The sequence below is a fragment of the Jiella endophytica genome (assembly GCF_004519335.1).
In the GTDB taxonomy this organism is placed as follows: domain Bacteria; phylum Pseudomonadota; class Alphaproteobacteria; order Rhizobiales; family Rhizobiaceae; genus Jiella; species Jiella endophytica.
In genome coordinates this window covers 39,279-63,327 of record NZ_SOZD01000001.1, presented here as the reverse complement: position 1 = coordinate 63,327, position 24,049 = coordinate 39,279, and the positions used below count along the sequence as shown (strand labels likewise).

Here is a 24,049-nt window from a genome sequence, read left to right as displayed (position 1 = left end):
CCAGTCCCATGTCGCTGAAGGCCCGCCTTGCCCTGACACTGACGATCGCCTTCGTCGCGATCCTTGTCATCGGCGCGGTCCTCACCTTCTTCCAGGCACGCGACACCATCGCCACCGAGCTTCAGGCAGCACGCAGCGTCGCCACCAACCGCGTCGCCCAGATGGTCGCCGAGCTTCCGGCCTCGCGCGACGTCCGGGGAAAGCTCGCCGGCTTCGTGCGCACCTTCAACGGCGACCGGCGGGTGAAGGTCATCCTCATCGATTCCGTCGGCGTCATCCGTGACGAATCGGTCATGGCGAAGGAGTCCGGCCTGCTGCCGGAATGGTTCGTGAAGCTTCTCGCTCCCGATCCCTCGACTGTCGTCATGCCGCTGACGGCGGCCTCGGCCCCGATCACCTCCGTCGCGGTCATCGTCGATCCGCGCAACGAACTTGCCGACGCCTGGCTCGACCTTCTGATCGTTCTCGGCCTTCTCGTCCTGTTCCTGCTGATCGCCTTCGGGGCGGTCTGGGTGGTGGCGGATCGGGCGCTGAAGCCGCTCGACGCGATCCATGCATCGTTTTCCCGGATCGGCGACGGCGACTATTCGGCCAAGGTCGCACCTGAGGGCCCGCCGGAAATGCGGGAGCTCGCCGGCGGCCTCAATGCGATGACCGAGCGCCTCGCCGCGATCTCGGACCGCAACCGGCGGCTTTCCGACCGGCTTCTCCATCTCGAGGACGAGGAACGGGCGGAACTCGCCCGCGATCTTCACGACGATGTCGGCCCGCTGCTCTTCGCCATCGACGTCGATGCCTCGAGCATCAGGCGCGCGGCGGCTGACGGATCGCCCCGCAAGGAGATCATCGCGGAGCGTGCCGGGGCGATTGCCGCCGCGGCTCACGAGGCGCGGCGGGAGCTGAAGCGGATCCTCGGCAATCTCAGGCCCGGCGCGACGTCCGGCCTCGGGCTGAAGGGGGCGATCGAGGAGATGGTCGCCGATCTTCAGCCACGCCACCCGGACGTCGAATTCGACCTCACCCTTGCCGACGGCGAATTCGGCGCGACCATCGAGACGCTGGTCCATCGCGCCGTCCGGGAGGCCGTCACCAATGCGCTGCGCCACGGCGATCCGTCGAGGATCGCCGTCGAGGTTGCGGAGCATCCCGGACGGCTGAACTTCACGATCATCGACGATGGCGGCGGCTTCACCCGGCCGCGAGGCGACGGCGGCTTCGGCCTGGTCGGCATGGGCGAGCGGATCGAGGCGGCCGGCGGCACGATGATTGTCGAGGAGACGAAGACGCCGCGGGGCGTCCGGGTGAGCGGCGCGGTGCCGCTCGGCGGGCGCAGCCTTGCCGAGCCTCCTCGCCGCGAGGATAGACTGGGACTCGACGAAACGGCGGCGGCGAACGCCATGGCCGCAGCGAAGGACGGACGATGAAACTGTTGATCGTCGACGACCACAAGGTCGTCCGGGATGGCATCAGACGGCTGGTGGAGACCATCCCGGTGACCGAGATCGGCGAGGCCGAGAGCCCCTCCGATGCGCTGCGCGAATTCCGCAACATGCGGCCGGACGTCACCATCCTCGACATCAACCTCAAGAACGGCAGCGGGCTCGACGTGCTGCGCCGGCTGCGGGCCGACGATCCGAAGGCGCGGATCGTCGTCTTCTCGATGTATTCCGACGTCGTCTATGCCGTTTCGGCCAGGCGCGACGGCGCCCTCGGCTACGTCTCCAAGAGCGCGCCGTCGGACGAGCTGCTGGTGGCGGTCGAGAAAGCTGTCGCAGGCGAGCCCTATGTCGACAGCGAAACCGCGGCGCTGATGAAGGACCATGCGACGCGGGAGACCGGCGTCGGCGATCTCACCCGGCGGGAGTTGCAGATCCTCCACATGCTCGGCGACGGCAAGAGCCTGTCAGAAATCGCCGACGGGCTCGGTGTCGCCTACAAGACCGTCGCCAACACCTCGACCCGGATGAAGGAGAAGCTCGGCGTCGAGCGCACCTCCGATCTCGTGCGCTTTGCCCTCGAGACCAAGGGCGGCAGGATGCTCGACAGCGGCGACTGATCGGCCGCCGGTTTCCGGGAAGTTGTCCCGTTGCCGGGTGGCGATTTCATAAGCTACCAGTTTGGACGCTGGTGCTCCTCGGGGCTTGTCGCTCCCAAGGACAGGTCCCGGGGGGCGCCGGGCACCGCCAGGCGAGACGGGAGGCTCGCTTCGACGACACGCGCGCCAGGGTCCATGTGCCCCTGTTCGCCGGGCGTGACCGGCCGGTCCGGGATCGAGCTGAGCGGCGCCGTAGGATCGACGCGGTCGACGGGCGATGCGCGATGGCGCATGAAGGGGCCGGACGATGCCGGCGATGGCCGGGTCCGGCTCAGGGAGGAATGGTATTGAAACGACTGTCACTGGCGGCCCTTGCCGCGGCGCTCATGCTGCCCGCGAGCCCGGCCTTCGCCTACAAGATCTTCGTCTCGAACGAGAAGGGCAACGACGTCACCGTGCTCGACTCGGAGAAGGAGTTCTCCGTCATCGACACCTTCAAGGTCGGTCAGCGGCCACGCGGCATCGCCGTCAGCCCGGACGGCGCCTCGCTCTACGTCTGCACCAGCGACGACGACATCATCAAGGAATTCGACACGAAGACCCACGCCTTCAAACGGACGCTTCCCTCCGGCCCCGATCCCGAACTCCTGACGCTGTCTCCCAACGGCGACCAGCTCTATGCCGCCAACGAGGACGACAACCTCGTCACCGTCATCGACCTGAAGACCGGCGGGCGCCTTGCCGAGATTCCGGTCGGCGTGGAACCGGAAGGCATGGGCGTCTCGCCGGACGGCCAGACGATCGTCAACACGTCCGAGACGACGAACATGGCGCATTTCATCGATCGCGACAGCCAGCAGATCACCGCCAACGTCCTCGTCGATTCCCGGCCGCGCTTTGCCCAGTACAAGAAGGACGGTTCGGAAATCTGGGTTTCGGCGGAGATTGGCGGCACGGTCTCGGTGATCGACGCGGCGACCAAGGAAATCACCCACAAGATCAGCTTCGAGATCCCCGGCATCCGCTCCGAGGCGATCCAGCCGGTGGGCATCCGCATCACGGACGACGGCAAGAAGGCCTATGTCGCGCTCGGCCCCGCCAATCGCGTCGCGGTGGTCGATACCGCGACCTACGAGGTGGAGGACTATCTCCTCGTCGGCCAGCGGGTCTGGCAGCTCGCCTTCTCGCCGGACCAGAAATACCTCTTCACCACCAACGGCCTCTCCAACGACATCTCGATCATCGACGTCGAGGACGACGAGGTGATCAAGTCGGTCCAGGTCGGCCAGCAGCCATGGGGCGTCGCCGTGACGCCGAAGTGAGCGGCATTCGAAAATCGCAGGCAATTCGGGAGGACTGACATCATGAAATCACCCTGGCTCGCACTGATGGCGGCGCTCTTCGGCCTCGGCCTCCTTGCCGCGCCGGCCGGCCCCGCCTTCGCCCAGGCGGACGACGACGATGACAAGCCGGCGGCCGGCGCCGCCACCACCAAGGCTGATGACGACGACGATAGCGACGGTGCCAGCCAGAGTGCCAGCTTGGTGCCCGCAGCCGACGGGCTGAAGGTTCCGCCGGGGTCGGAGCTGATGCCCGCCGCGGCGCTCAACGGCGACATGCTCGGCCTGCCGAAGAAGAGCCTGACCTCGCAGATCGTCACGCCGCTGATCCTCGGCGTCGGCGGCGACGCCTTCAAGACCAACCACAAGGACTTCTATCTCAGGGCCGGCCAGGCCTATCGCTGGGACATCAAGTCCGAGGGTGACATCGAGTACAAGTTCAACGCGCCGGACTTCTTCCGGAACGTCTGGATGAACCAGATCGTCATCGACGATCTCGAGGTGCACATGGCCGGCGCCCCGGCCTGGCTCGAATACGACTCCCACGGCACGATCACCGTCCAGTTCCAGACCGTGCGCCCCGGCCGCTACGAATGGAAGGTCGGCGGCCTCGACGAGGATCACGTGATGGAAGGGACGATCACCGTCGTCCAGTGACCACAATATCCGAACACCGGCCGAGGCCGCGGCTGTCTCCGCGGCCTCGGCCGTTTCGCGCGACTGCCCTATCTGTTCCATGGCAGAGGCGCCTGAAAGAGCGAAAGCGGCAATGCAGGACGGCAAGCTGAACGGCCCCCATCCGGCGGACGACCTCCCGGCACTCGCCGTCGAGCGGGTCAGCCATTCCTATGGCCAGCGCAAGGCGCTGAACGATGTCTCCTTCACGGTGCCGCAGGGCTCCTTCACCGCCCTCCTCGGGCCGAACGGTGCCGGCAAGTCGACGCTGTTCTCGCTGATCACCCGGCTGTTCAACGTCCGGCACGGCGCCATCCGGATTCTCGGCTTCGACCTGTCCAAAGATCCTGGCGAGGCGCTGCGCCGGCTCGGCGTCGTCTTCCAGGCTAGAACCCTCGATCTCGACCTGTCGATCAGCCAGAACCTCATCTACCACGCTGCCCTGCACGGCCTGCCGGCATCGGCGGCGAAAACCCGCATCGGCGAGATTCTTGCGACATCGGAGCTGCGTTCGAGGCTGAAAGAGAAGGCCCGCAACCTGTCCGGCGGCCAGCTTCGCAGCATCGAGATCGTCCGCGCCTTCATGCACCGGCCACGCCTCATCCTGCTTGACGAGCCGACCGTCGGCCTCGACGTCCGCTCGCGCGCCGCGATCCTTTCCGAAGTGAGGCGGCTTGTGCATGAGGAGGGCGTCAGCGTCCTCTGGGCGACGCATCTGATCGATGAGATCGACGCCGGCGACCGGGTCGTCGTGCTGCATCAGGGAGAGGTGCTCGCCGAAGGCTTCGTGCCCGACATCGTCGCCGCACAGGGCGCCCGCTCGATCGGCGACGCCTTCACCCGGCTGACGGGCGTGCGCGCCAAGGCCGCTCAGCCGGAGGGAGTGGCCTGATGAGCGAAGCGACGATCCAGACTGCCACGCCGGTGCGCCGCGGCTTTCCGCTCTCGGCCTATCTGGTCTGTTCCGGCGGCATCGCCTGGCGCGAGGCGCTGCGCTTCATCCATCAGCGCGAACGCTTCGTCTCGGCGCTGGTGCGCCCGCTGCTCTGGCTGTTCATCTTCGCCGCCGGCTTTCGCCAGGTGCTCGGCGTCTCGATCATCCCGCCCTACCAGACCTATGTCCTCTACGAGGTCTACATCGCGCCCGGGTTGATCGGCATGATCCTGCTCTTCAACGGCATGCAGTCGTCGCTGTCGATGGTCTACGACCGCGAGACGGGGACGATGAAGACGCTGCTCGTCTCGCCGCTGCCGCGCTGGTTCCTGCTCGTCTCGAAGCTCTGCGCCGGTGTCGCCGTCGGCGTCGTCCAGGTCTATGTCTTCCTCGCCATCGCCTGGTTCTGGGAAGTGCGGCCCGACTGGCAGGGCTATCTCTACGCGCTGCCGGCGATCCTGCTGGCCGGGCTGATGCTCGGCGCGCTCGGCATGCTCCTGTCCTCGCTCGTCCAGCAGCTGGAGAATTTCGCCGGGGTGATGAATTTCGTGATCTTCCCGATGTATTTCGCTTCCTCGGCGCTCTATCCGCTCTGGCGGGTGCAGGAGTCGAGCCCGCTGCTCTACCGGATCTGCCAGGTCAATCCGTTCACCCACGCGGTGGAGCTCGTGCGTTTCGCCCTCTACCGGGAGCTGAACCTTCAGGCGTTGGCGATCGTCCTTGGCTGCACGGTGGTGTTTCTCGGCGGGGCGATCATCGCTTACGATCCGGCGCGCGGGCTGATCAGCCGCAAGCGGCAGTGACGCCGGGAGAAAGCGTCAGGAAAATACGGGAGGAAAACTCATGGCGAAAGAATTTGTCGTCAGACGGGCGAACCGCTGGGTGACCGCGGGCGTGATCGTGGCGCTCAGCGCATTTGCGCCGGTAAGCCTCGCTTTCGCCCAGGATGGCGCCACGTCCAAGCCGATCCCGAAGGGCTTCGTGCTGCCCGGCCCGGCGCCGACCAACGCGCCGGCCGGCACCGGCAATGCCCCCTCCGCAGGCGCGCCGCCCGCCGAGGGCAAGACCGGCGGTACGAAGAACCCGATGGCCTTCGCCAAGGCCCCGGCCCCCGCGACCACCGACTGGCCCTGCATCCAGCGACGGGTCGAGCAGATTTCGGCCGGGCAGATCTGGGCCGGACCACCGCTGCCGGAGGCCGCCGAGGTCGATCCGGGCGAAGAACTGCGCCGGCTCGTCGACCAGGTGGCGGCGCGGCGCACGCCGCTCTCCGAGGCGGAAGCCGCGGTGAAGGACTATCTGAGCGGTCTGCCAGAGGCAGAGCGCGAAAAGCAGGCCACCGCCTTCGTCGCGGTGCTTCTGTCGCGTTTCAATTCCGAACGCGGCCAGATCATGCGCGGCATCGAGCGCTATGGCGCCAAGCAGAAGGCGCTTGCGGCGAAACTGCGCGAGGAGGCGAAAACCGTCTCGACCCGCCAGAACAATCCGACCGAAAACCCGACCGCCCTCGACGAGGCCAGGCAGAGGGTGCTCTGGGATACCCGTGTCTTCAACGAGCGCCGCAAGTCGCTGAGCTATGTCTGCGAGGTGCCGACGCTGATCGAGCAACGCGCCTTTGCGCTGGGCCGCGCCGCCGAACAGGCGCTGTGACGGTGTCGGCCGGAGATTTGCCGGAAGATGGAAGACCGCCGGTCAGCATCACGCTGCGGGTCCTTCCAGAAACCTATGCCGTGAGCCGGCTCGGACCGGACGCGGCCATCCCGCACTGGGCAGACGGCGAAGGCTTCGTCTCGATCTCCCGGACGGGCGAAGAGCTTTCGATCCTCTGCGAGGCCGGGAGGGTGCCTGATGGTGTCCGCGTCGATGCAGGGTGGAGCGGCTTCCAGTTCGTCGGCCCCTTCGCCTTCGAGGAGACAGGCATCGCGGCTGCCGTGCTCGAACCGCTGGCAGCGGTGGGGATCGGGATCTTCCTCGTCTCGACCTTCGACACCGACTATCTGTTCGTGAAGACAGAGAATGCCGGCCGCGCGGCCGAAGCGCTCACCGCCGCCGGGCACGTTGTTGCGGCTGTATGAGCCGAAAGCGTTTCACGCTCAGCGTTTGAGCTGGGCGATCAGCGAACTTCGCATCGGCAGCTCGAACATCGCGCCACCCGCCACGATCGATGCCTGCTTCTCCATCGTGTCCCAAAGCGAGAGGATGCGCTCCATCTGCTTCGTCACCTTGGCCTTGTAGAGCCCCCTCGAGAGGAAGAAGCCGACGAGCCGAGAATTCCTGAAGGCCCGGTATTCGAGCTCGTTTTTCGTGATGCGACGGTCAGCCGACAGGATCACCCATCGTCCCTCGGAGCTCAAGGCGGAGATCCATTCGACGTCAGTCACGCCGGGGCCGAATTTCGTCCGTAGATGAACGATCTCGTGTTCACCCTGGAAGAGCGCCTGTAGGGCACGAGCGAGAGCCGGTGAGAGGTTCTCGTCGACCAGCATCCTCACGCAGCTTCGAGGCTCTCTTCGAACTTGACCGCATCGCGCACGATCAGCGCGGGGATATCGAACAGACCGGAAACCTTTTCGATCGATCCTTCTGCATTGACGGCATCGGAAAGTGCGACCGTCGGCACACCAAACTCTGCTGCAATCGGCTGTCCGAAGGATCGCGACGGATCTATCACGATCGTGCTCTTGCCTTGGAACGGGCGCCATCTCGCAACGACTGTGTCGTCGAGATCGAGGTCCCGGAAGCTTTTCTCGATGACCTTCTTGAGCTCGTATTGCCGCGTTTTGAGATCGAGGAAACCCTCTCGGTCACCGGATCGCTCGATGCTCTCAAGGCAAATTGTCCGGCCGTCCATCTGAAACCGCCGCGTTGAGAATGGGTGGTCGACGCCGACGCATTCTCGCGCGTGTTCGAGACAGTGACGCACAGTCTTCAGCCCAATTCCCGCATCGAGGAACGCTTTGACGAAGCGAAGCTCGATCAGGTCTCGAAAGCCGATTTCGACGTGGTTTTCGGCGGATGGGAGTTGCGAATCCCAGAGCGGCGGAACCTGTCGGATCTCACCATCAACGCTGTGACCGTAGCCGCGCATCCAGCGCCGGATATTGCGCGCAGGCGTTTGCAGAAGACGCGCTGCCTCCTGCGCCGTGTAGGAACCGACGTCGAACAGAACGACAGGTGGCTTGGTCATCTGGTTCATCAGCGGCACAGTATCCCCATTGGGACCGCCGGCAAACTCACCTGCCTTCGACAATTCGGACAACGGGCAGGAGAAGAAGACTGGCAGGGGCAACAGGGCTCGAACCTGTGACCTGCGGTTTTGGAGACCGCCGCTCTACCAACTGAGCTATACCCCTTCGGCCGCGCTGGGAATAATGCTTCGGCGGGCCGGATGCAACAGCAATCTTGTGCCTCGGAGGTGTCGTGCCGCGCGGCCCGCGAAACGGCCCCGCCGTCACGCTACCCCGAGCGAGAGGCCGAAAGCCGCCGAGCCAGATCGCCGCCGGCGTCCTTCCGTCCGACTCGCCGGGTCCGCTTTCCGCCAGGGACCGTCTCCGTCAGGCCGAGGCCTGCATCCGGCCGCCGGTCTCCTGGCCGATGACCCGGCGCACGACCAGCATCACCGCGATGACGGCGAGGTAGGCGGCAAGTTCACTGGCGGATGGCTGGGCCATGTAGCCGAACAACACATGCGCGACGCGGCCGGGAATGCTGGCCTCGGAAAGCACCGAACTCGTATCCCAGAGCGGCGTCACCCAGTCGTTCAGCCACCCGCCCTGGGCAAGGAAGCGCATCGCCTGCGCGGCGAGGCCTGCCGCCAGAAGGGTGATCAGCGCCGTCAGCACGCCGAAGAGATGGCGCAGCGGAATGGCGATGAGGCCGAGATAGAGCAGCGCCGAGATAACCGCGCCGCCGGCAATGCCGAGGAGGCCGCCCGACAGGATGCCGAGAGCAGTGGTCTGGCCGGCCGCGGCGACGCCATAGAGGAACAGCACCACCTCGGAGCCCTCGCGCAACACCGCGACGGCGCAGACGATGGCAAGTGCCATCAGCGAGCGGCTGCCCTCCTTCACCGCATGGCCGACAGCCTTCAGTTCCCGGGCGAGTTCACGCCCGTGGCTCGCCATCCAGGCATTGTGCCAGACGAGCATGGCGACGGCGACGATCAGCACTCCGGCATTCAGCGCCTCCTGCCCCGAGCCCTCGAAGAGATCGGCGATGCCGCCGGCAAAGGCCGCGACGAGACAGGCGCCGAGGAAGCCCGCGAAGATGCCCCCGGCGACATAGGTGCCGCGCCCGGCAAGGCCGCGGGTCGCCGCCAGCACGACGCCGACGACGAGACCGGCCTCGATGACCTCGCGAAAGACGATGATGAAGGCAGCGAGCATCGGACTACTTCGCGACCACGATGCCGCGCGCCGTCGCGGCATGATATTCGCCCATGAACATATAGCGCCCGGGGACCAGCGGCTGGATTCGGATGATGCCGGTCTGGCCGCCGCCGACCACCTTCTCGACCCTGAGATCCGTCGAGTCGAACTCGTCCGGCGTGGCGTCGGCATTGGTCAGCTTGATCTGGAACCGCTCATTCGCCGGCACCTCGATCGTCTCTGGCGAGAACTTGTGGTCCTTCAGCGTCAGTTCGATGGTCTGGACGTCGGCCGCCGCCGCCGGCAGGGCGGCACAGGCGATGCAGGCGGCCGCGAGAATCGCGGGACGAAGGATCGAAATCGTCATCGGTTTTCCTGAGAAAAATGTTCGGGGATCGTCGCCAGTGCTGCAAGGACCGGGAATGCGTCTCCTGAGGCGCGATCGAAGGTTTCTGCATGCCGGAGGGATACACCCGACGCGGCTAAGCAGACAGTTTTCGTCAGATTAAATTTCGGTAATCTCCGAGTGTGTGGCCCGGGGAGCGTGAGGGACGGCTTTCGGCCAGAGCCTCACTTGCCGCGCTTCAGGCTCCCGAGGATGCCGCGGACGATGGCAGTCGTCACCGTGGAGGCGACCGTGCGGCCGACCTGCTTCATGATCGTCTCGGTCACCGTCTGGCGCTGGTATCCGGAAGAGCGCGTCGCCTTTCGCCGCGGCGCCCTGCGGCGCGGCTGGTCGTCGGCGTATTCGGCGTAGTCCTCGGCATCGTCGCGGCCGTCCCCGCCGAGGCCGAAATCGGGAATCTGGAAGCCGGTGCGGGTGCGTCGGCTCCGCGGAACGGATGACCCGCCGCCCCATGGGCCGCGCCCGTCGTCGCCTTTCTCGTCCACCGCCTCGGCGCGGCGCCGGGCGGCTTCTGCCCGCGCCTCCTGCCCCGCCCGCTCGGCCGCTTCCCGCTGGCGGGCGGCTTCCGCCTCGCGTTCGCGCTCCTCTTCCTCGCGCTTCAGCTCCGCGCCGGCGCGCTCGACGAGGATTTCATAGGCGGATTCGGAATCGATCGAATGGTCGTAGAGCCCTGCGACCGGGCTCTGGCGCATGGTCTCCGCCCGCTCCTCGTCGCTGACCGGTCCGAGCCTTGCGGCAGGCGGGCGGATCAGAGTGCGCTCGACGACTGAGGGAACCCCGCCCTTGCCGAGGGTCGAGACCAGCGCCTCGCCGACGCCGAGCGTGGTGATTGCCTCGAAAGCGTTGAAGGCGGGGTTCGGCCGGAACGTCTCTGCGGCCGTCTTCACCGCCTTCTGCTCGCGGGGCGTATAGGCCCTCAGCGCATGCTGGATGCGGTTGCCGAGCTGCGCGAGCACGCCTTCCGGAACGTCGAGGGGATTCTGGGTGACGAAATAGACGCCGACGCCCTTGGAGCGGATCAGCTTCACCACCTGCTCGACGCGCTCGACGAGGATCGAAGGCGCGCCGTCGAACAAAAGATGCGCCTCGTCGAAGAAGAAGACGAGCTTGGGCTTTTCCGGATCGCCGATCTCCGGCAGTTCCTCGAAGAGCTCCGACAGGAGCCAGAGCAGGAAGGTGGCATAGAGCCGCGGATTCATCATCAGCCGGTCGGCGGCCAGCACGTTGACGAAGCCGCGCCCGTCCCGGTCGGTGCGCATCAGATCGTCGATCTTCAGCGCCGGCTCGCCGAAGAAGCTCTCCGCCCCCTGCTGCTCGAGCACGAGCAGCGAGCGCTGGATCGCCCCGACCGAGGCCTTGGAGACGTTGCCGTAGAGCTTGGAGATCTCGGAGGACTGCTCGGCGACATGCGCCAGCATCGCCTGCAGGTCCTTCAGGTCGAGCAGCAGCAGGCCCTCGTCGTCGGCGATCTTGAAGGCGATGTTGAGAACGCCTTCCTGGGCCTCCGAAAGGCTCATCAGGCGGGACAGGAGCAGCGGGCCCATCTCGGAGATGGTGGCGCGGATCGGATGGCCCTTCTCGCCGAAGATGTCCCAGAACACCGCCGGATAGAGGTCGTTGTAATAGGGTTCGAGGCCGATCTCGGCGGCCCGCTTGACGAGGAAGTCCTTCGCCTCGCCCCGCTGCGACAGGCCGGAGAGATCGCCCTTGATGTCGGCGCAGAACACCGGCACGCCGGCGTCGGAAAACCCTTCGGCCAGAACCTGCAGCGTCACCGTCTTGCCGGTGCCGGTAGCGCCGGTGACGAGCCCGTGTCGGTTGGCGAGCTTCAGGTCGAGATATTCGCCCTGCCCGACGGTGCCGTCGTCGTTGCGGCTTGCGCCGAGGTAGATCCGGTCTGTTTCAGCCATGGTCGACCGCCTCCCGCGCGGCGCTGCGAAAGTATATTCTTACGGCGGCTTCGAACAAGCCGCGGCACGATGGCGCTGCCAGAGCGCTGTGCGTCCGAGTGGACGCATATAGGACGCAGCTAACTGATTGAATCGACGCATCGGGCCCTTCAGGAAATCGGTTCCGATTTTCGCGCCGATGCGAGCAAATCGACCGCTCCGATGTCCTTCGCCATGTGGTAAATTGCCCTTGGCTCGCGTAAGGTTGCCCCGAGTGGGGAAAAATCCGAATCCAGACGAGGCGCCAGCTCCGGACGACGGGGCTGCACAAGCTCGGGAAAATGCGGCGGTGAGCGTTCAGACGCGATCAGACGGGCAGCCCGCCGGGGGGGCGCGACGCCCACCCATGGCGGCGCTGCTGCCGCGCTGGCGCAGGCTCGTCCTGTCGCGGCTGTGGCGCCGGCCGACGCTGTTCGTCCATCTGGTGACCTTCGCGCTGATCGTCCTCGTCCCGGCGCTGCTGTTCAGCGCCTTCCTGATCATCCAGTTCTCCCAGCAGCAGCAGGAGATCGCGGCGGCGCAGGTCAACGACACCGCCGAGATCGTCTCCAACGCCATCGACCGCGAGATCTACGGCCTGTTGACCTCGGGACGGGTGCTGGCCGCCTCGCCGACGCTCCTCAACGACCGGCTGCAGCAGTTCCACGACCGGACGGCGGCGGCGCTGGCCGGCACCGCGACCACCGCCGAGCTGGTCGACCGCAACATGAACGTCCTCGTCGACACCCAGAGCGGATTTCCGCCGGTCGTCCCGCCCTTTCCCGAACGCTCCCTCGTTGATCGGGTCTTCGGCACCTTCCAGCCGACGGTCTCCGGCGTCAGCTTCCGCAAGTCGCGGGGAGAGTTCGTCTATCATGTGGCGATCCCGGTGAAGCAGGGCGCCAAGGTCAAATACGCGCTGATCCTGACCAAGGCGACGACCTCGTTCGAATCGGTGATCGCCGACCGCAACCTGCCGACCAAATGGTCGGCGATCATCAAGGATGCGCTCGGCAAGCGCGTTTTCGCCGCGGTGACCAGCGACGGGAGGATGCGGCCGCGCCAGAGCATCTCCTACGACAATCCGTCGATCGTCGAGACCGTCGGCAATGCCCGCATGGCGGCCGACCTGATCGAGGCCTCGACCGTGTCTTCGCTGTCCGGCTGGACGACGACGGTCGCGGTCCCCAGCGCCGTCATCGGCCGGCCGGTGATGCGCTCCTGGCTGCTTCTCGTCGCCGCGGGGGCGTTACTGCTCGCCTTCTGCGTCGCTCTCGGTATCACCGTCGGCCGCCGCCTCGCCGAGCCGATCTCCCAGCTCGCCAGACAGGCCGAACAGATCGGGCGCGGCGAGCCGGCGACGGTGATCTCCACCGACATCGCCGAGATCGGCCAGGTCTCGCGGGTGCTCGCCCAGGCTTCGCGCGAGCGCCGTGAGGCGGAGGAGCAGAACCGCTTCCTGATGCGCGAGATGAGCCACCGCGCCAAGAACCAGTATGCGCTGATCGCTGCCATCGCCCGCCGCGCCGCCAATGAGAGCTCCGACACGACGCAGTTTCTGGCAACGCTCTCCGAGGCCCTGAACTCGCTCGCCCGCTCGGCCGACCTCCTCTCCTCCGGCGGCTGGGAGAGCGTCTCGATGGCCGAACTCGTGAAGAACCAGCTGCAGGCCTTCGGATCGAACAGCGAGCAGATCGTCATCGAGGGACCGGAGCTGCCGCTGAACGCCACCGCCGCCCAGACGATCGGCCTCGCTCTCCACGAACTTGCGACCAATGCGGCGAAATACGGCGCCCTGTCGCGCCCGGAGGGGCATGTGACGATCACCTGGACGGCGGAGGAGACGGTCACGCTCTCCTGGCGCGAAAGCGGCGGCCCGCCGGTGACGCCGCCGCGCCATTCGGGCTTCGGCACGCTGGTCACCCAGAAGATGACGGCGCGCGGTCTCGGCGGCTCGGTGGCGATGGACTATGCCGCTACCGGTGTCGTCTGGACGCTCACCGTGCCGCGGGAATCGGTCAGGAGCTGCCCGGAAGCGAACGGCGTCGCGCGTGGAAGGTGATGGAGCGACAGCGATGGCAACCGTCATTCGGAAATTCGGCAGCGAAGCGGGCGTAATCATCCCGAAGGACGTTCTCGACGCCCTGCATCTGAAGGCAGGAGACGAGATCGAGATTATCAGTCACGCCGACGGCATGACCCTGGTGCCGAAACATGGATCCTTCGAAGAGCAGATGACTTCTGCGCGAAAGGCCATGGCCAAATACCGGGCTGCCCTGAAAGAGCTTTCGAAATGAGCTTTGCGTGGCTCAGTCGCGCCGCGATTGAGGCAATGCACGATGAGCAGATCGCCGAGCATGGCGGTCTGGCGGGATTGAGAGACGAAAACGCCCTCGAAGCCGCGCTTGCCCGCCCACAAAACAAGTTCGCCTACGGCGAGGCGGATATTTTCGAGCTTGCCGCAAGCCAACTGTTCGCGCTTGCCTGAAGCCATCCCTTCCATGACGGCAACAAGCGGACCGCGTTTCTTGCCTGCTATGTGTTTCTCGACATCAACGGGATCGAAATCGTGGCCAGCAACGCCGGCGTATACGAGTTGGTGATGGGTGTGGCTGCAGGCATCATCGAAGAGCCGGCGATCGGCGACTGGCTGAGACAGCATTCGAAAGTGAGCGGATGATCGAGACCTACAGCTTCGACGGGACGAAGGTCGTCCACGACACGGCCGGCCCGGGCGACCTGCCATCGAATGCGATCTGGGTGGATCTCGCATCGCCGACGCCGGACGAGGTCGCCGCCGTCGAGGCACTCTGCGCCATCGCCATCCCGACCCGCGAGGAGATGAGCGAAATCGAGGTGTCGAGCCGGCTCTATTCGGAGGACGGCGCCGACGTGATGACCGCGAGCGTCGTCCACGGCGTCCAGAACGGCGCGCCGGCCTTCGCCCCGGTGACCTTCATGCTCGCCCGCGGCCGGCTCGTCACCGTGCGCTACAGCGAGCCGAAGAGCTTCAAGATCTTCGTCGCGAAACTCTGCCGCGATCCGGCCGTGCTGCCGCCGCATCAGGAGAACGCCGAGCCGGGCGAGATCGCCCGCGCGGCCGGCAAGCCGCCGACGGCGGAGCAGCTTTTGGTCGGCCTTTTGGAGACGGTGGTCGACCGCGTCGCCGACCTTCTGGAGCTGATCTCCGCCGATCTCGACCGCATCGGCGACGACATCTTCTCCTCCTCGGCGAAGAAGAAGCCGACCGGCACGGCGGACTTCAAGAAGCTCTTGCAGCGGATCGGCGCGGCCGGCGACCTGACCTCGCGAGTCCGCGAGAGTCTCGCGACGCTCGACCGGCTCCTTCCCTTCCTGCAACTGGCCCTCGACCGCAAGAAGGGCAACGGCATGAAGGACGGCAAGGCGCGGGTGAAGGTGATGGCCCGCGACATCCATTCGCTCAACGATTTCGTCTCGTTTCTCTCCAACAAGACCACCTTCCTGCTCGACACGACGGTCGGCATGATCTCGATCGAGCAGAACGCCATCATCAAGATCTTCTCGGTCGCCGCCGTCGCCTTCCTACCGCCGACGCTGGTCGCCTCCGTCTACGGCATGAACTTCCAGAACATGCCGGAGCTCGGCTGGTCCTTCGGCTATCCTTACGCGCTGGCGCTGATGGTGATCTCGGCCGTCGTTCCCCTGGTCTATTTCCGCTACAAGAACTGGCTCTGAACGCCTTTGGCCGGCCTCGCCCGGCGGGGTGGCGAGGCATTCGTCTTCGTGAACGCAGCGGTCAGCCTCGCTGACGGGGCTTTTCACCGACCCCGACCGGGACCATGTCAGAAAGCCTGACCGTTCATCGGACACCGGAGCCACACAATGCCCGCCTTTTCCGTCCTCGACCTGTCGCCCGTCCCGGACGGCTTTACCGCAGCCGACGCCCTGAAGAACTCCGGCGAGCTCGCCCGCCATGCCGAGGAACTCGGCTACAAGCGGTTCTGGATGGCCGAGCACCACAACATGCCCGGCATCGCCAGTGCCGCGACGGCGGTGGCCCTCGCCTATGTCGCGGGCCTGACGAGGACGATCCGCGTCGGCGCCGGTGGCGTGATGCTGCCGAACCATGCGCCACTGGTCATCGCCGAGCAGTTCGGCACGCTGGCGACGCTCTATCCGGATCGGATCGATCTCGGCCTCGGCCGGGCGCCGGGAACCGACATGATGACCACAAGAGCGCTGCGGCGCAGCCTCGAATCCAGCGACAGCTTCCCTCAGGATGTCCTCGAACTGATGGTCTATTTCGAGCCGGCGGAAGACGGCCAGAAGCTTCGGGCGATCCCCGGCGAAGGCACCCGCGTTCCGGTGTTCATCCTTGGATCGAGCCTCTACGGCGCGCAGCTCGCCGCCCATCTCGGGCTTCCCTATGCCTTTGCCTCGCATTTCGCGCCGGCCGCGCTCGACCAGGCGGTCGAGGTCTATCGCGAGACCTACCGACCGTCGGAGCGCCATCCGCACCCCTATTTCGTCCTGGCGGCCAATGTCTTTGCCGCGGATACGGACGCCGAAGGCGCCTATCTCAAGAGCTCGATGGAACAGGCCTTCGTCAAGCTGCGCACCGGCCAGCCCGGCAAGCTGCCCCGGCCCGTCGAGGGCTATCTCGAGAACCTCGATCCGGCCGGGCGGTCGATGCTCGACCAGGCGCTGGCGGTGTCAGCCGTCGGTTCGCCGGAAAAGGTCCGGCGGGAGTTGCAGGCCCTCGTCGAGCACTATCAGCCGGACGAGATGATCCTCACCGGGCAGATCCACGACCACGCCGCGCGGCTGAAGTCCTTCGCCATCGCCGCCGAAGCGATGCGACGGGTCAACGAGGCGCGGCAGGCCGCCTGACGCGGCATCGCCGCCAAACGCCGGAAAAATCACGCGGATGCCGCAGGCGATCGCCGGCCGATGGCTTTTGCTCGCCGCCCGACTGCGCTACAGCCTCCTCCCCGAAGCATGAATGCGCTTGAAAGGGAGGAAGCATGATCACGCGCCGGCTCGTCTGCCTCTTTCCCGGTTTCGAGCCGATGCGCGCCGACGCCCATATCCGGCGCTTTCGCCGGGGCGCGGAAAGCGCGGCGGCGCTTTGGGACCTCGCCATCGCGGTCGAGGAGCCGGACAGCAGCAGCGGGCCGGACGGGCTGTTTCCGCGCCTGAAACTGCGGCTCGGCGGGGCAGCGGCGGGCAACCGGCCCTGGCGCACCGACACCGAGATCGTCTTCTTCGACTGGGGCGACCTGATCCTCGCCTATGCGGCGCGGCCGTTCTACCGGCGCTTTCTTACCGGCTATCTCGCCCTTGCCGACTTTCTCTTTTCCGGCACGGTGTTCCGCTATTTCCGTGTCAGCTGGCGCTATGGCCTCTTCTACCTCTTCCCGATCGCCATTCTCGTCGCCGCCCTGCTGTTCGGATCGTTCGCCGGGGTCTTGCTGGCCGGTCTCGCAGGAGGGCTCGGCAGCCTCGCCGCGACGCTCGTTGGCCTTACCGCGGGCCTTGCGGTCTTTGCCGGACTGATCTTCCTCGCCGCTCGCCGTCTGCACATCTTTACCGCCCTCGACGACTGGGCAATGGCGCGGGACATCTGCCGTGACCGCAACCCGGCGATCCGCAGCCGCATCCTGCTGCAGGCCGAACAACTGGCCGCGCACCTCGGCGAAGGGGCATCGGACAAGGGCACCGAACTCGTCGTCGCCGCCCACAGCCTTGGTGCGGTCATGGCCGTCCTCGCCCTCGACGAGGCGCTGCAGCGCCCCGCCCTCGCCGGACTGCAGCCGCATGTCCTCACCGTCGGCTCCAGCTTGATGAAGACAGCACTGCATCCGGCCGCGAGCGACGAACGGAGAGCCGTGCGGCGGCTTGTCACCGAGAGGCTCGTGCCCTGGACGGACTGCCAGGGCCTTTCCGACCCGATCAACTTCTACAAGTCGAACCCCGCCACCTCCCTCGGCATCGAGACGGGCCGGACGCCCCGTGTCGTCCGGGTGCATTTCCGCAAGCTGGTGAAGCCCGAGACCTACAAGCGCATCAAGCGCGACTTCTTCCGCCTGCACAGGCAGTTCGTCCTGCCGGTCGAGAGACGGGCGCCCTATTCCTTCCACATGCTTCTGACGGGACCGCATCCGATTGGCGACCTCGCCTATGAGGCGAGCATCGACCGGCCGCCGCTGAAGGCGCTTCCCGAACCGCCGAAGGATATCTCAGTCACCGCGCCGGCAGAGGGAAGCCCGGCATGAGCACGGTCCTCGTCGGCAAGATCTGCTGGGTGCTGTTGATCGTCGGCTGGTACGTCATCCGCTACCCGTTCGAGCGTCGCGCAAAACGCCGCCGCGTCGCGGCGACACGGCGCGGCCGGGCCGAGACGGTGCGCATGCTGATCTCGCTCTCAGGCCTCGGCATCATTCCCGGCATCTTCGTCGCGACCGGCTTGCCGCGCTTTGCGAGCTACGTCCCCTCGCCTTTCCAGACCGGCCTCGGCATGATCGCCCTGATCGTCGCGCTCGTCCTCTTCCGCCTCACCCACAAGGCGCTCGGCAGGATGTGGTCGGTCTCTCTCGACATCCGCGAGAAGCACGAACTCGTCACCAGTGGCATCTACCGGCACGTCCGCCACCCGATGTACTCCGCGTTCTGGACGATGGCTCTCGCACAGGCGCTGCTTCTGCCCAATCTCGTCGCCGGGCTGGCCGGGCTCGTCGGCTTCGGCACGCTGTTCTTCCTGCGCATCGGGCCGGAAGAGGCGATGATGGAAGAGACCTTCGGCGAAGCCTGGCGCGACTACCGCAGCCGCACGGCGCGGCTGATCCCCGGCATCTACTGAGGCAGCCTTGAGCCCACCCGTCGCCGTCGCCGCAACGGGCGTCATTTCCACCCTTGCCGTCGGCGGCGTCATCCTGCGGCCCTTCGGCTGGTCGGAATGGGTCTTCGCGACTGCCGGTGCGGCGCTCCTTGTGGCGCTGCAGCTGCTTTCGCCGGCAGACGCCCTGCAAGGCATCGCGGCCGGCACAGACGTCTACCTCTTTCTCGCCGGGATGATGCTGCTGGCCGAAATCGCCCGGCGCGAGGGCCTGTTCGACTATCTCGCCGCCCGCGCGGCAGGAGCGGCAAAAGGCTCGCCGCAGAGGCTCTTCGCGCTGGTCTATCTGGTCGGAACGGCGGTGACGGTGTTCCTCTCCAACGACGCGACGGCGGTCGTCCTGACGCCCGCGGTCATCGCTGTTGCCCGCGCTGCCAAGGTGAAGGATCCGATCCCCTATCTCCTCGCCTGCGCCTTCGTCGCCAACGCCGCCTCCTTCGTCCTGCCGATCTCCAATCCTGCGAACATCGTCGTCTTCGGCGAGGCGATCCCGCCGCTCGGCGCGTGGCTCGCCCGTTTCGCCCTGCCCTCGCTCGCGGCGATCCTCGCCACCTATGGCGCGCTGTTCCTGATCACGCGGAAATCTCTCGGCACTGCGATCGTGCAGCCGGCCGCAACGCCGCGGCTTTCGCGCGGCGGGCGGATCGCCGCGATCGGGCTGATCCTGGCGGTCGCTGCGCTACTGACCGCCTCGGCGCTCGGCACCGAACTCGGCCTGCCGACGGCGATGGCGGGCGCCGCTACGCTCGCCTTCGTGACGCTCGCCGAAAGGCGCAGCCCGTTTCCCGCGCTTTCGGGCGTCTCCTGGTCGACCCTCGTCCTCGTCGCAGGGCTTTTCGTCATCGTCCGGGCACTCGATGGGATCGGACTCGAAGCCGCGCTCGTTGCGGCTCTGCAGGCCACCGTTCAGGAGACGGGGGCGCTCGCCGCGCCGGTCGTCGGAGGTGTCGTCGCGGTGCTGACCAACCTTACCAACAACCTGCCGCTCGGCCTCGTTTCCGGCGGCGTCGTGGCGGCGGCCGATGCGCCGCCGCATGTGACCGACGCGATCCTGATCGGCATCGACCTCGGCCCGAACATTTCGGTCACCGGCTCGCTGGCGACGATCCTGTGGCTCATCGCCCTGCGGCGCGAGGGCATCGCCTACGGCGCGCTGCCGTTTCTCAAGGTCGGCATCATTGTCACGCTGCCGGCGCTGGCGCTGGCCTTGCTCGCGACGATGCTGTGAGGCTCAGCCCTTCGGCCGGCGCTCCTTGCGCGGTTTGCCCTGTGGCGCTCCGGCCGGTGACGAGGTCCCGGCGCTTCCTGGCTTGGCACCCTTGCGGTGTGCCGGCTTCTTGCCGCGCGGCTGGTCGAAATTCTCCGGCCTGCCGCCGCCCGCAAACGGCTTGCCGCCCTTTCCGCCCGGTTTCCCCCCCGGCTTTCCCTTGCCGAACTTGCCACGCGGCGGCGCGTCGCCGGCCGGCCCGTCGGCAAGGCTGATGGTGATGTCGTCGCCGTCGCTGACCTCGGCAGTGCTCGCGAACTTCTTCGCAACGCTCTCGGCGATTTCGAACTTCGTCTCGCGATCGTAGATCTTGATCGCCCCGATCTCCTGGCGGGTGATCTTGCCGCGCCGGCAGATCAGCGGCAGCAGCCACTTCGGATCGGCATTGTTGCGCCGGCCGACATCCATGTGGAACCAGACCACCGGGCCGCCGCGCACATGCTCCCTCGCCGCCCGCTCGCCCTCGCCGCCCTTCCGGCCCTTGCCGGCGAAGTCCTTGCCGGCCTTCGGGTCCGGCCCGAAGCCCGGGTCGAAGACGTCCTCGGGCGCCGGCAGCCGGGCGCGGTAAAGCCGCGCCAGCGCCGCCGCGAGATCCTCGGCGCTGCGGTTTTCCAGAAGTCGCCGCGCCACGGCGAGATCCTCGTCTCCGGCCGGCTCGGTGAGAAGCGGATCCGACAGGAGCCGATCCTCGTCGAGCCGGCGGATCGTCTCGGCCGACGGCGCTCCGGACCAGACGGCGCGAAGATTGGCTTCGGCAAGCAGACGCTCGGCCTTGCGGCGCCGGGAGATTGGCACCAGCAGCGCCGAGACGCCCTTCCTGCCCGCCCGGCCGGTGCGGCCCGACCGGTGCTGCAGGGTTTCGGCGTCGCTCGGCAGTTCCGCATGGATGACGAGGCCGAGGCTCGGCAGGTCGATGCCCCGCGCCGCGACGTCGGTCGCGACGCACACCCGCGCCCGGCCGTCGCGCAGCGCCTGCATCGCCTGGTTCCGTTCCGCCTGGCCGAGCTCGCCGGACAGCGTCACGGCGGCAAAGCCCCGCTCGATCAGGCCGGAGGAGAGATGGCGGACCGACTCGCGGGTGTTGCAGAAGACGATGGCGCTCGGCGACTCGGCCTCGCGCAGGACGTTGACGATGGCGTGCTCGACCTCGTTCGGCGCGATGCGGATCGCCCGGTATTCGATGTCGGCATGGCCGGCCGTGCCCTTGGCGACCTCGATGCGCAGGGCGCCGCGCTGATACTGGCGCGCCATCGCCATGATGGTCTTCGGCAATGTGGCGGAGAACAGCAGCGTACGCCGTTCCGCCGGCGTCGCCTCGAGCAGGAACTCCAGATCCTCGCGGAAACCGAGATTGAGCATCTCGTCGGCCTCGTCGAGAACCAGCGCCTTCAGCGCGCCGATCTTCAGCGCCCCGCGCTCCAGGTGATCGCGCAGCCGTCCCGGCGTTCCGACGACGATGTGGGCGCCGCGGTCGAGCCTGCGGCGCTCGGCGCGGGGGTCCATCCCGCCGACACAGGTGACGATCTCGGCCCCGGTCTGGGCGTAGAGCCAGGAAAGCTCGCTCGTCACCTGGATCGCCAGTTCGCGGGTCGGCGCGACGATCAGCGCCGCCGGCATGGCCTCAGGCGCAAACCTTTCGCTTTCACCGAGCAGCGTCGTCGCGATCGCGAGCCCGTAGGCGATGGTCTTGCCCGAGCCGGTCTGGGCCGAAACCAGCAGGTCGCGGCTCTCCGTGCCTTCCTCCAGGACCGCGTCCTGAACAGGCGTCGGCTCCTCGTAGCCACGCTCTAAGAGAGCCCGGACGAGCGGGGCGATGGTCGTGCGAAACGGCATGAATATCCTCGGAAAGGGCGGCGAGCCAGTGCGGCTACCCTCTCATCGGGATGCCCGCCCGCCGCTCCTATGCCACAGCGGGGCGCCAGCTTCAAATTGCATCGCATCACGGCAGCAGCCGGCCACGGTACGGCCGGCGGCGCCCTCTCGCCCCGATGGCGCCCTGCCGAAAAGAAATGCGTCCTGCGGCCGCAGGACGATGGCTCAAACAGCCTTCGAATAGCGCGCCTCGGCGCTGAAGAGATGAGCGTCGAACCAGGAGGCGACGACGCGTGTGAGCGAGCGCGCCTCCGGCTTGATGACGAAGCGGCGACCGGAAATGCGGGTCATGCCGTGCGTATCGCTCGCGGCCAGTCGCTGCGCATCGCGGACATAGGGCGCGGCGGCAAGGCCGAAACGCGCCGTGAGATCGTCGAAGCCGATCGCAAAGTCGCACATCAGCCGCTCGATCATCGCGCCGCGGATGCGGTCGTCGAGGGTCAGCCGATAGCCGCGGGCGGCCGGCACCTCGCCGCGATCGACCTGGTCGCGGTAGAGCCCGGTCGGCACGGTGTTCTGGATATAGCCGCCGGGAAAACTCGATATCGCCGAGGCGCCGAAGCCGATCAGCGTTTCGTGCGGATCGGCGGTATAGCCCTGAAAATTCCGGTGCAGCCCGCCGGAGCGGGCTGCCTTGGCGAGGGGATCGCCGTGCCGGGCGAAATGGTCGATGCCGATCGCCTCGTATCCCGCGAGACGGAAGCTGCTCGACGCGCGCTCGGCATCGGCCAGCCGCGCCTTGCGGCACGGCAGGTCCTCCTCGCGGATCATCGTCTGGTGCTTCCTGGCGTGCGGCACATGGGCATAGCCGAACAGCGCCACGCGCTCCGGCTGCAGCGCGATCACCTGATCGACCGTCGCGTCCAGCCGTTCCGGCGTCTGCAGCGGCAGGCCGTAGAGCACGTCGACATTGACGGAGACGAGCCCGGACGAGCGCAGCTCGGCGATGACGTCGCGGGTCTGCTCGAAGCTCTGCGGCCGGTTGATCGCCGCCTGCACGGCGGGATCGAAGTCCTGGACGCCGATCGAGGCTCTGGTCATTTCGAGTTGCCTGAGGCCGGCCAGGGTCTCGGCGGTGACGTCGGACGGGTCGATCTCGACGCTGATCTCGGCGCCGGACACAAAGTCGAACGCCTCGTGCAGCGCCTCGGAAATCCGCGCCAGATCCTCCCCCGTCAGGAAGCTTGGCGAACCGCCGCCGAGATGCAGCGCGCCGAGCCGCGGCGCAAAGCCCAGGCTGCGGCGGAAGGCGGCGATCTCAAGAACCAGCGAACCGACATAGGCGGCGACGGGGTCGTAGCGGCGGGTCTGCTTGGTGTGGCAGCCGCAGAACCAGCAGAGCCGGTCGCAGAACGGAATGTGCAGATAGACCGAAGCCGGCATCTGCGGATCGAGGCCGCCTTGAAGTTCGGCGGCGAGCGACCCGGCGCTGTCAGCGGCAAAATGCGGCGCCGTCGGGTAGCTCGTATAACGGGGCACCTCCGCCCCGTATCGCGCGAGGACGGCGTCGTGGTCGATCGTCGCGGCGTTGATGGCGGTCATGGTCTCACCCGATCTCTCCGAGAAGCGGAAGGAGATGCTCCTCCTCGAAGGCGATGTGCCGGCGCAGCCCCTCGAAGAAACCGCGCAGCATGTAGCCGAGGGCCTCGGCGACCGGATCGGCCGAGATCGACAGCGGGCCGCTCACGATCGTTCCGAAGACTCCGACCCGCGGCACCGAGGCCGCGCAGCGGGGCGCCAGCGGCCCGGGCCTTGCGGCGGCGGCCTTGACGTAGTCGATGAGCTTTTCGGCCAGCTCCTCGGCGAAGCTCTCGTCCTCCCAGTGCTCGAAATGCAGCCGTTCGAGCGTCGCCGCGAGCTGCGGCCGGTTCCTGAAGCTGCGGTCGAGCAGCGGAAAGATCGTCGTCTCCTCGAAGGCGTGGGCACGCCGCACGATCGATCCGATCGAGCGGGCGACATGCAGCGTATGCTGGTGGTCGAGATTGTCCGGCAGGGCGTCGGCAATTGCCTCGAGCGAATCGCAGAGCCGGCGCTGGACGGCGAGCTCCCGGCGAAGCTCGGCCAGGACTGCCGGCTGCATGACGGCTTTGATACGGCCGAGAGCCGCGCCGAGGCGCTCGGCGCGCTCCACCGCAGCCGACGCGCCGCGCTCCACCGCCACGGGCAGAGGCAGCATGACGACGACGTGTTCGCCTTTGTCGTCCATGGCTCGACGTCGGGAAGAACGCGGCGACGGGAATCTCGGCTCAAACATCGCGGAACGGCTCCGATAGCGAGGATGCGTACCGTCATTTGTCGCCACGCCGGCGACCGGACGCCTTGACCTATGTCAAAGCGCCTCGCCCGAC

The 24,049-nt window shown here is 66.9% G+C and carries 24 protein-coding genes, 1 tRNA gene and 1 pseudogene; 17 read left to right on the top strand and 9 right to left on the bottom strand.

The genetic code is table 11. From position 1 onward, the window contains the following. Nucleotides 1-8: 8 nt before the first annotated feature. The 8 genes from E3C22_RS00380 to E3C22_RS00345 all read left to right on the top strand — a co-directional run bounded on the left by E3C22_RS00380 (nucleotide 9) and on the right by E3C22_RS00345 (nucleotide 7,059). A complete protein-coding gene (locus tag E3C22_RS00380; protein ID WP_134759139.1) occupies nucleotides 9-1,424 on the top strand; it encodes a sensor histidine kinase in 1,416 nt (471 codons plus the stop codon). Next, nucleotides 1,421-2,056, top strand: coding sequence for a response regulator transcription factor (locus E3C22_RS00375; protein WP_134759136.1), 636 nt, complete (start codon nucleotides 1,421-1,423; stop codon nucleotides 2,054-2,056). The genes E3C22_RS00380 and E3C22_RS00375 overlap by 4 nt, the downstream gene beginning before the upstream one ends. A gap of 320 nt (nucleotides 2,057-2,376) precedes the next feature. Further along, on the top strand, nucleotides 2,377-3,357 hold the full coding sequence (locus tag E3C22_RS00370; RefSeq protein ID WP_134759134.1) for a PQQ-dependent catabolism-associated beta-propeller protein: 981 nt from the start codon (nucleotides 2,377-2,379) through the stop codon (nucleotides 3,355-3,357). A 42-nt stretch (nucleotides 3,358-3,399) separates the two neighbouring features. Further along, complete coding sequence (locus E3C22_RS00365) at nucleotides 3,400-4,032, top strand: cupredoxin domain-containing protein (protein ID WP_134759132.1); 633 nt, start codon at nucleotides 3,400-3,402, stop codon at nucleotides 4,030-4,032. 112 nt (nucleotides 4,033-4,144) lie between these two features. Further along, on the top strand, nucleotides 4,145-4,942 hold the full coding sequence (locus E3C22_RS00360) for an ABC transporter ATP-binding protein (protein WP_134759131.1): 798 nt from the start codon (nucleotides 4,145-4,147) through the stop codon (nucleotides 4,940-4,942). Next, the gene (locus E3C22_RS00355; protein ID WP_134759129.1) at nucleotides 4,942-5,787 is read left to right on the top strand and encodes an ABC transporter permease; all 846 of its coding nucleotides are present in this window, start codon (nucleotides 4,942-4,944) and stop codon (nucleotides 5,785-5,787) included. The genes E3C22_RS00360 and E3C22_RS00355 overlap by 1 nt, the downstream gene beginning before the upstream one ends. A 40-nt stretch (nucleotides 5,788-5,827) precedes the next feature. Continuing rightward, complete coding sequence (locus E3C22_RS00350) at nucleotides 5,828-6,634, top strand: hypothetical protein (protein ID WP_134759127.1); 807 nt, start codon at nucleotides 5,828-5,830, stop codon at nucleotides 6,632-6,634. Beyond that, the gene (locus E3C22_RS00345; protein WP_342635609.1) at nucleotides 6,631-7,059 is read left to right on the top strand and encodes an ACT domain-containing protein; all 429 of its coding nucleotides are present in this window, start codon (nucleotides 6,631-6,633) and stop codon (nucleotides 7,057-7,059) included. Before E3C22_RS00350 ends, E3C22_RS00345 begins: the two co-directional genes overlap by 4 nt. A gap of 18 nt (nucleotides 7,060-7,077) precedes the next feature. Here E3C22_RS00345 and E3C22_RS00340 read toward each other — a convergent pair whose 3' ends face one another. The 6 genes from E3C22_RS00340 to E3C22_RS00315 all read right to left on the bottom strand — a co-directional run bounded on the left by E3C22_RS00340 (nucleotide 7,078) and on the right by E3C22_RS00315 (nucleotide 11,667). After that, the gene (locus tag E3C22_RS00340; protein WP_342635608.1) at nucleotides 7,078-7,470 is read right to left on the bottom strand and encodes a PIN-like domain-containing protein; all 393 of its coding nucleotides are present in this window, start codon (nucleotides 7,468-7,470) and stop codon (nucleotides 7,078-7,080) included. Between the two features lie 2 nt (nucleotides 7,471-7,472). After that, nucleotides 7,473-8,180, bottom strand: coding sequence for a MerR family transcriptional regulator (locus E3C22_RS00335; RefSeq protein ID WP_134759123.1), 708 nt, complete (start codon nucleotides 8,178-8,180; stop codon nucleotides 7,473-7,475). 81 nt (nucleotides 8,181-8,261) lie between these two features. Next, nucleotides 8,262-8,337: transfer RNA gene (locus E3C22_RS00330), tRNA-Trp, on the bottom strand. A 201-nt stretch (nucleotides 8,338-8,538) separates the two neighbouring features. Continuing rightward, nucleotides 8,539-9,369 carry an FTR1 family iron permease gene (locus tag E3C22_RS00325; RefSeq protein ID WP_134759121.1) on the bottom strand — a complete coding sequence of 277 codons (831 nt, stop codon included), beginning with the start codon at nucleotides 9,367-9,369 and terminating at the stop codon, nucleotides 8,539-8,541. 4 nt (nucleotides 9,370-9,373) lie between these two features. Next, nucleotides 9,374-9,718 carry a cupredoxin domain-containing protein gene (locus E3C22_RS00320; RefSeq protein WP_134759119.1) on the bottom strand — a complete coding sequence of 115 codons (345 nt, stop codon included), beginning with the start codon at nucleotides 9,716-9,718 and terminating at the stop codon, nucleotides 9,374-9,376. Nucleotides 9,719-9,921: 203 nt separating this feature from the next. Then, nucleotides 9,922-11,667 carry a helicase HerA-like domain-containing protein gene (locus tag E3C22_RS00315; protein WP_134759117.1) on the bottom strand — a complete coding sequence of 582 codons (1,746 nt, stop codon included), beginning with the start codon at nucleotides 11,665-11,667 and terminating at the stop codon, nucleotides 9,922-9,924. Between the two features lie 385 nt (nucleotides 11,668-12,052). Between E3C22_RS00315 and E3C22_RS00310 the strand changes: the two genes are divergently transcribed. The 9 genes and pseudogenes from E3C22_RS00310 to E3C22_RS00275 all read left to right on the top strand — a co-directional run bounded on the left by E3C22_RS00310 (nucleotide 12,053) and on the right by E3C22_RS00275 (nucleotide 19,790). Next, nucleotides 12,053-13,747: a sensor histidine kinase gene (locus tag E3C22_RS00310; RefSeq protein WP_167591574.1), complete on the top strand. Its 1,695-nt coding sequence runs from the start codon at nucleotides 12,053-12,055 to the stop codon at nucleotides 13,745-13,747. 13 nt (nucleotides 13,748-13,760) lie between these two features. Further along, the gene (locus E3C22_RS00305; protein WP_134759113.1) at nucleotides 13,761-13,982 is read left to right on the top strand and encodes an AbrB/MazE/SpoVT family DNA-binding domain-containing protein; all 222 of its coding nucleotides are present in this window, start codon (nucleotides 13,761-13,763) and stop codon (nucleotides 13,980-13,982) included. After that, nucleotides 13,979-14,173 (top strand): Fic family protein, encoded by a 195-nt coding sequence (locus E3C22_RS24945; RefSeq protein ID WP_425364944.1) that lies wholly within the window; start codon nucleotides 13,979-13,981, stop codon nucleotides 14,171-14,173. Before E3C22_RS00305 ends, E3C22_RS24945 begins: the two co-directional genes overlap by 4 nt. Before the next feature lie 3 nt (nucleotides 14,174-14,176). Next, nucleotides 14,177-14,365 (top strand): annotated as a pseudogene (locus E3C22_RS24940) (type II toxin-antitoxin system death-on-curing family toxin); the annotation flags it as partial. Beyond that, entirely contained in the window at nucleotides 14,362-15,402 is a 1,041-nt protein-coding gene (locus E3C22_RS00295) for a magnesium transporter CorA family protein (protein WP_134759111.1), read from the top strand. The pseudogene E3C22_RS24940 and the gene E3C22_RS00295, both read left to right, overlap by 4 nt. Before the next feature lie 147 nt (nucleotides 15,403-15,549). Next, nucleotides 15,550-16,557, top strand: coding sequence for an LLM class flavin-dependent oxidoreductase (locus E3C22_RS00290; RefSeq protein WP_134759109.1), 1,008 nt, complete (start codon nucleotides 15,550-15,552; stop codon nucleotides 16,555-16,557). Nucleotides 16,558-16,691: 134 nt separating this feature from the next. Next, nucleotides 16,692-17,942, top strand: coding sequence for a hypothetical protein (locus tag E3C22_RS00285; protein ID WP_134759107.1), 1,251 nt, complete (start codon nucleotides 16,692-16,694; stop codon nucleotides 17,940-17,942). After that, nucleotides 17,939-18,526, top strand: coding sequence for a protein-S-isoprenylcysteine O-methyltransferase (locus tag E3C22_RS00280; RefSeq protein ID WP_134759106.1), 588 nt, complete (start codon nucleotides 17,939-17,941; stop codon nucleotides 18,524-18,526). Before E3C22_RS00285 ends, E3C22_RS00280 begins: the two co-directional genes overlap by 4 nt. Before the next feature lie 7 nt (nucleotides 18,527-18,533). Further along, a complete protein-coding gene (locus tag E3C22_RS00275) occupies nucleotides 18,534-19,790 on the top strand; it encodes an arsenic transporter (RefSeq protein WP_134759103.1) in 1,257 nt (418 codons plus the stop codon). Nucleotides 19,791-19,793: 3 nt separating this feature from the next. Here E3C22_RS00275 and E3C22_RS00270 read toward each other — a convergent pair whose 3' ends face one another. The 3 genes from E3C22_RS00270 to E3C22_RS00260 form a co-directional block, all read right to left on the bottom strand. Further along, entirely contained in the window at nucleotides 19,794-21,662 is a 1,869-nt protein-coding gene (locus E3C22_RS00270) for a DEAD/DEAH box helicase (protein WP_134759101.1), read from the bottom strand. A gap of 204 nt (nucleotides 21,663-21,866) precedes the next feature. Further along, the gene (hemN, locus tag E3C22_RS00265) at nucleotides 21,867-23,243 is read right to left on the bottom strand and encodes an oxygen-independent coproporphyrinogen III oxidase (protein ID WP_134759099.1); all 1,377 of its coding nucleotides are present in this window, start codon (nucleotides 23,241-23,243) and stop codon (nucleotides 21,867-21,869) included. Between the two features lie 4 nt (nucleotides 23,244-23,247). Then, entirely contained in the window at nucleotides 23,248-23,907 is a 660-nt protein-coding gene (locus tag E3C22_RS00260) for a hemerythrin domain-containing protein (protein ID WP_134759098.1), read from the bottom strand. Between the last annotated feature and the right edge of the window lie 142 nt (nucleotides 23,908-24,049).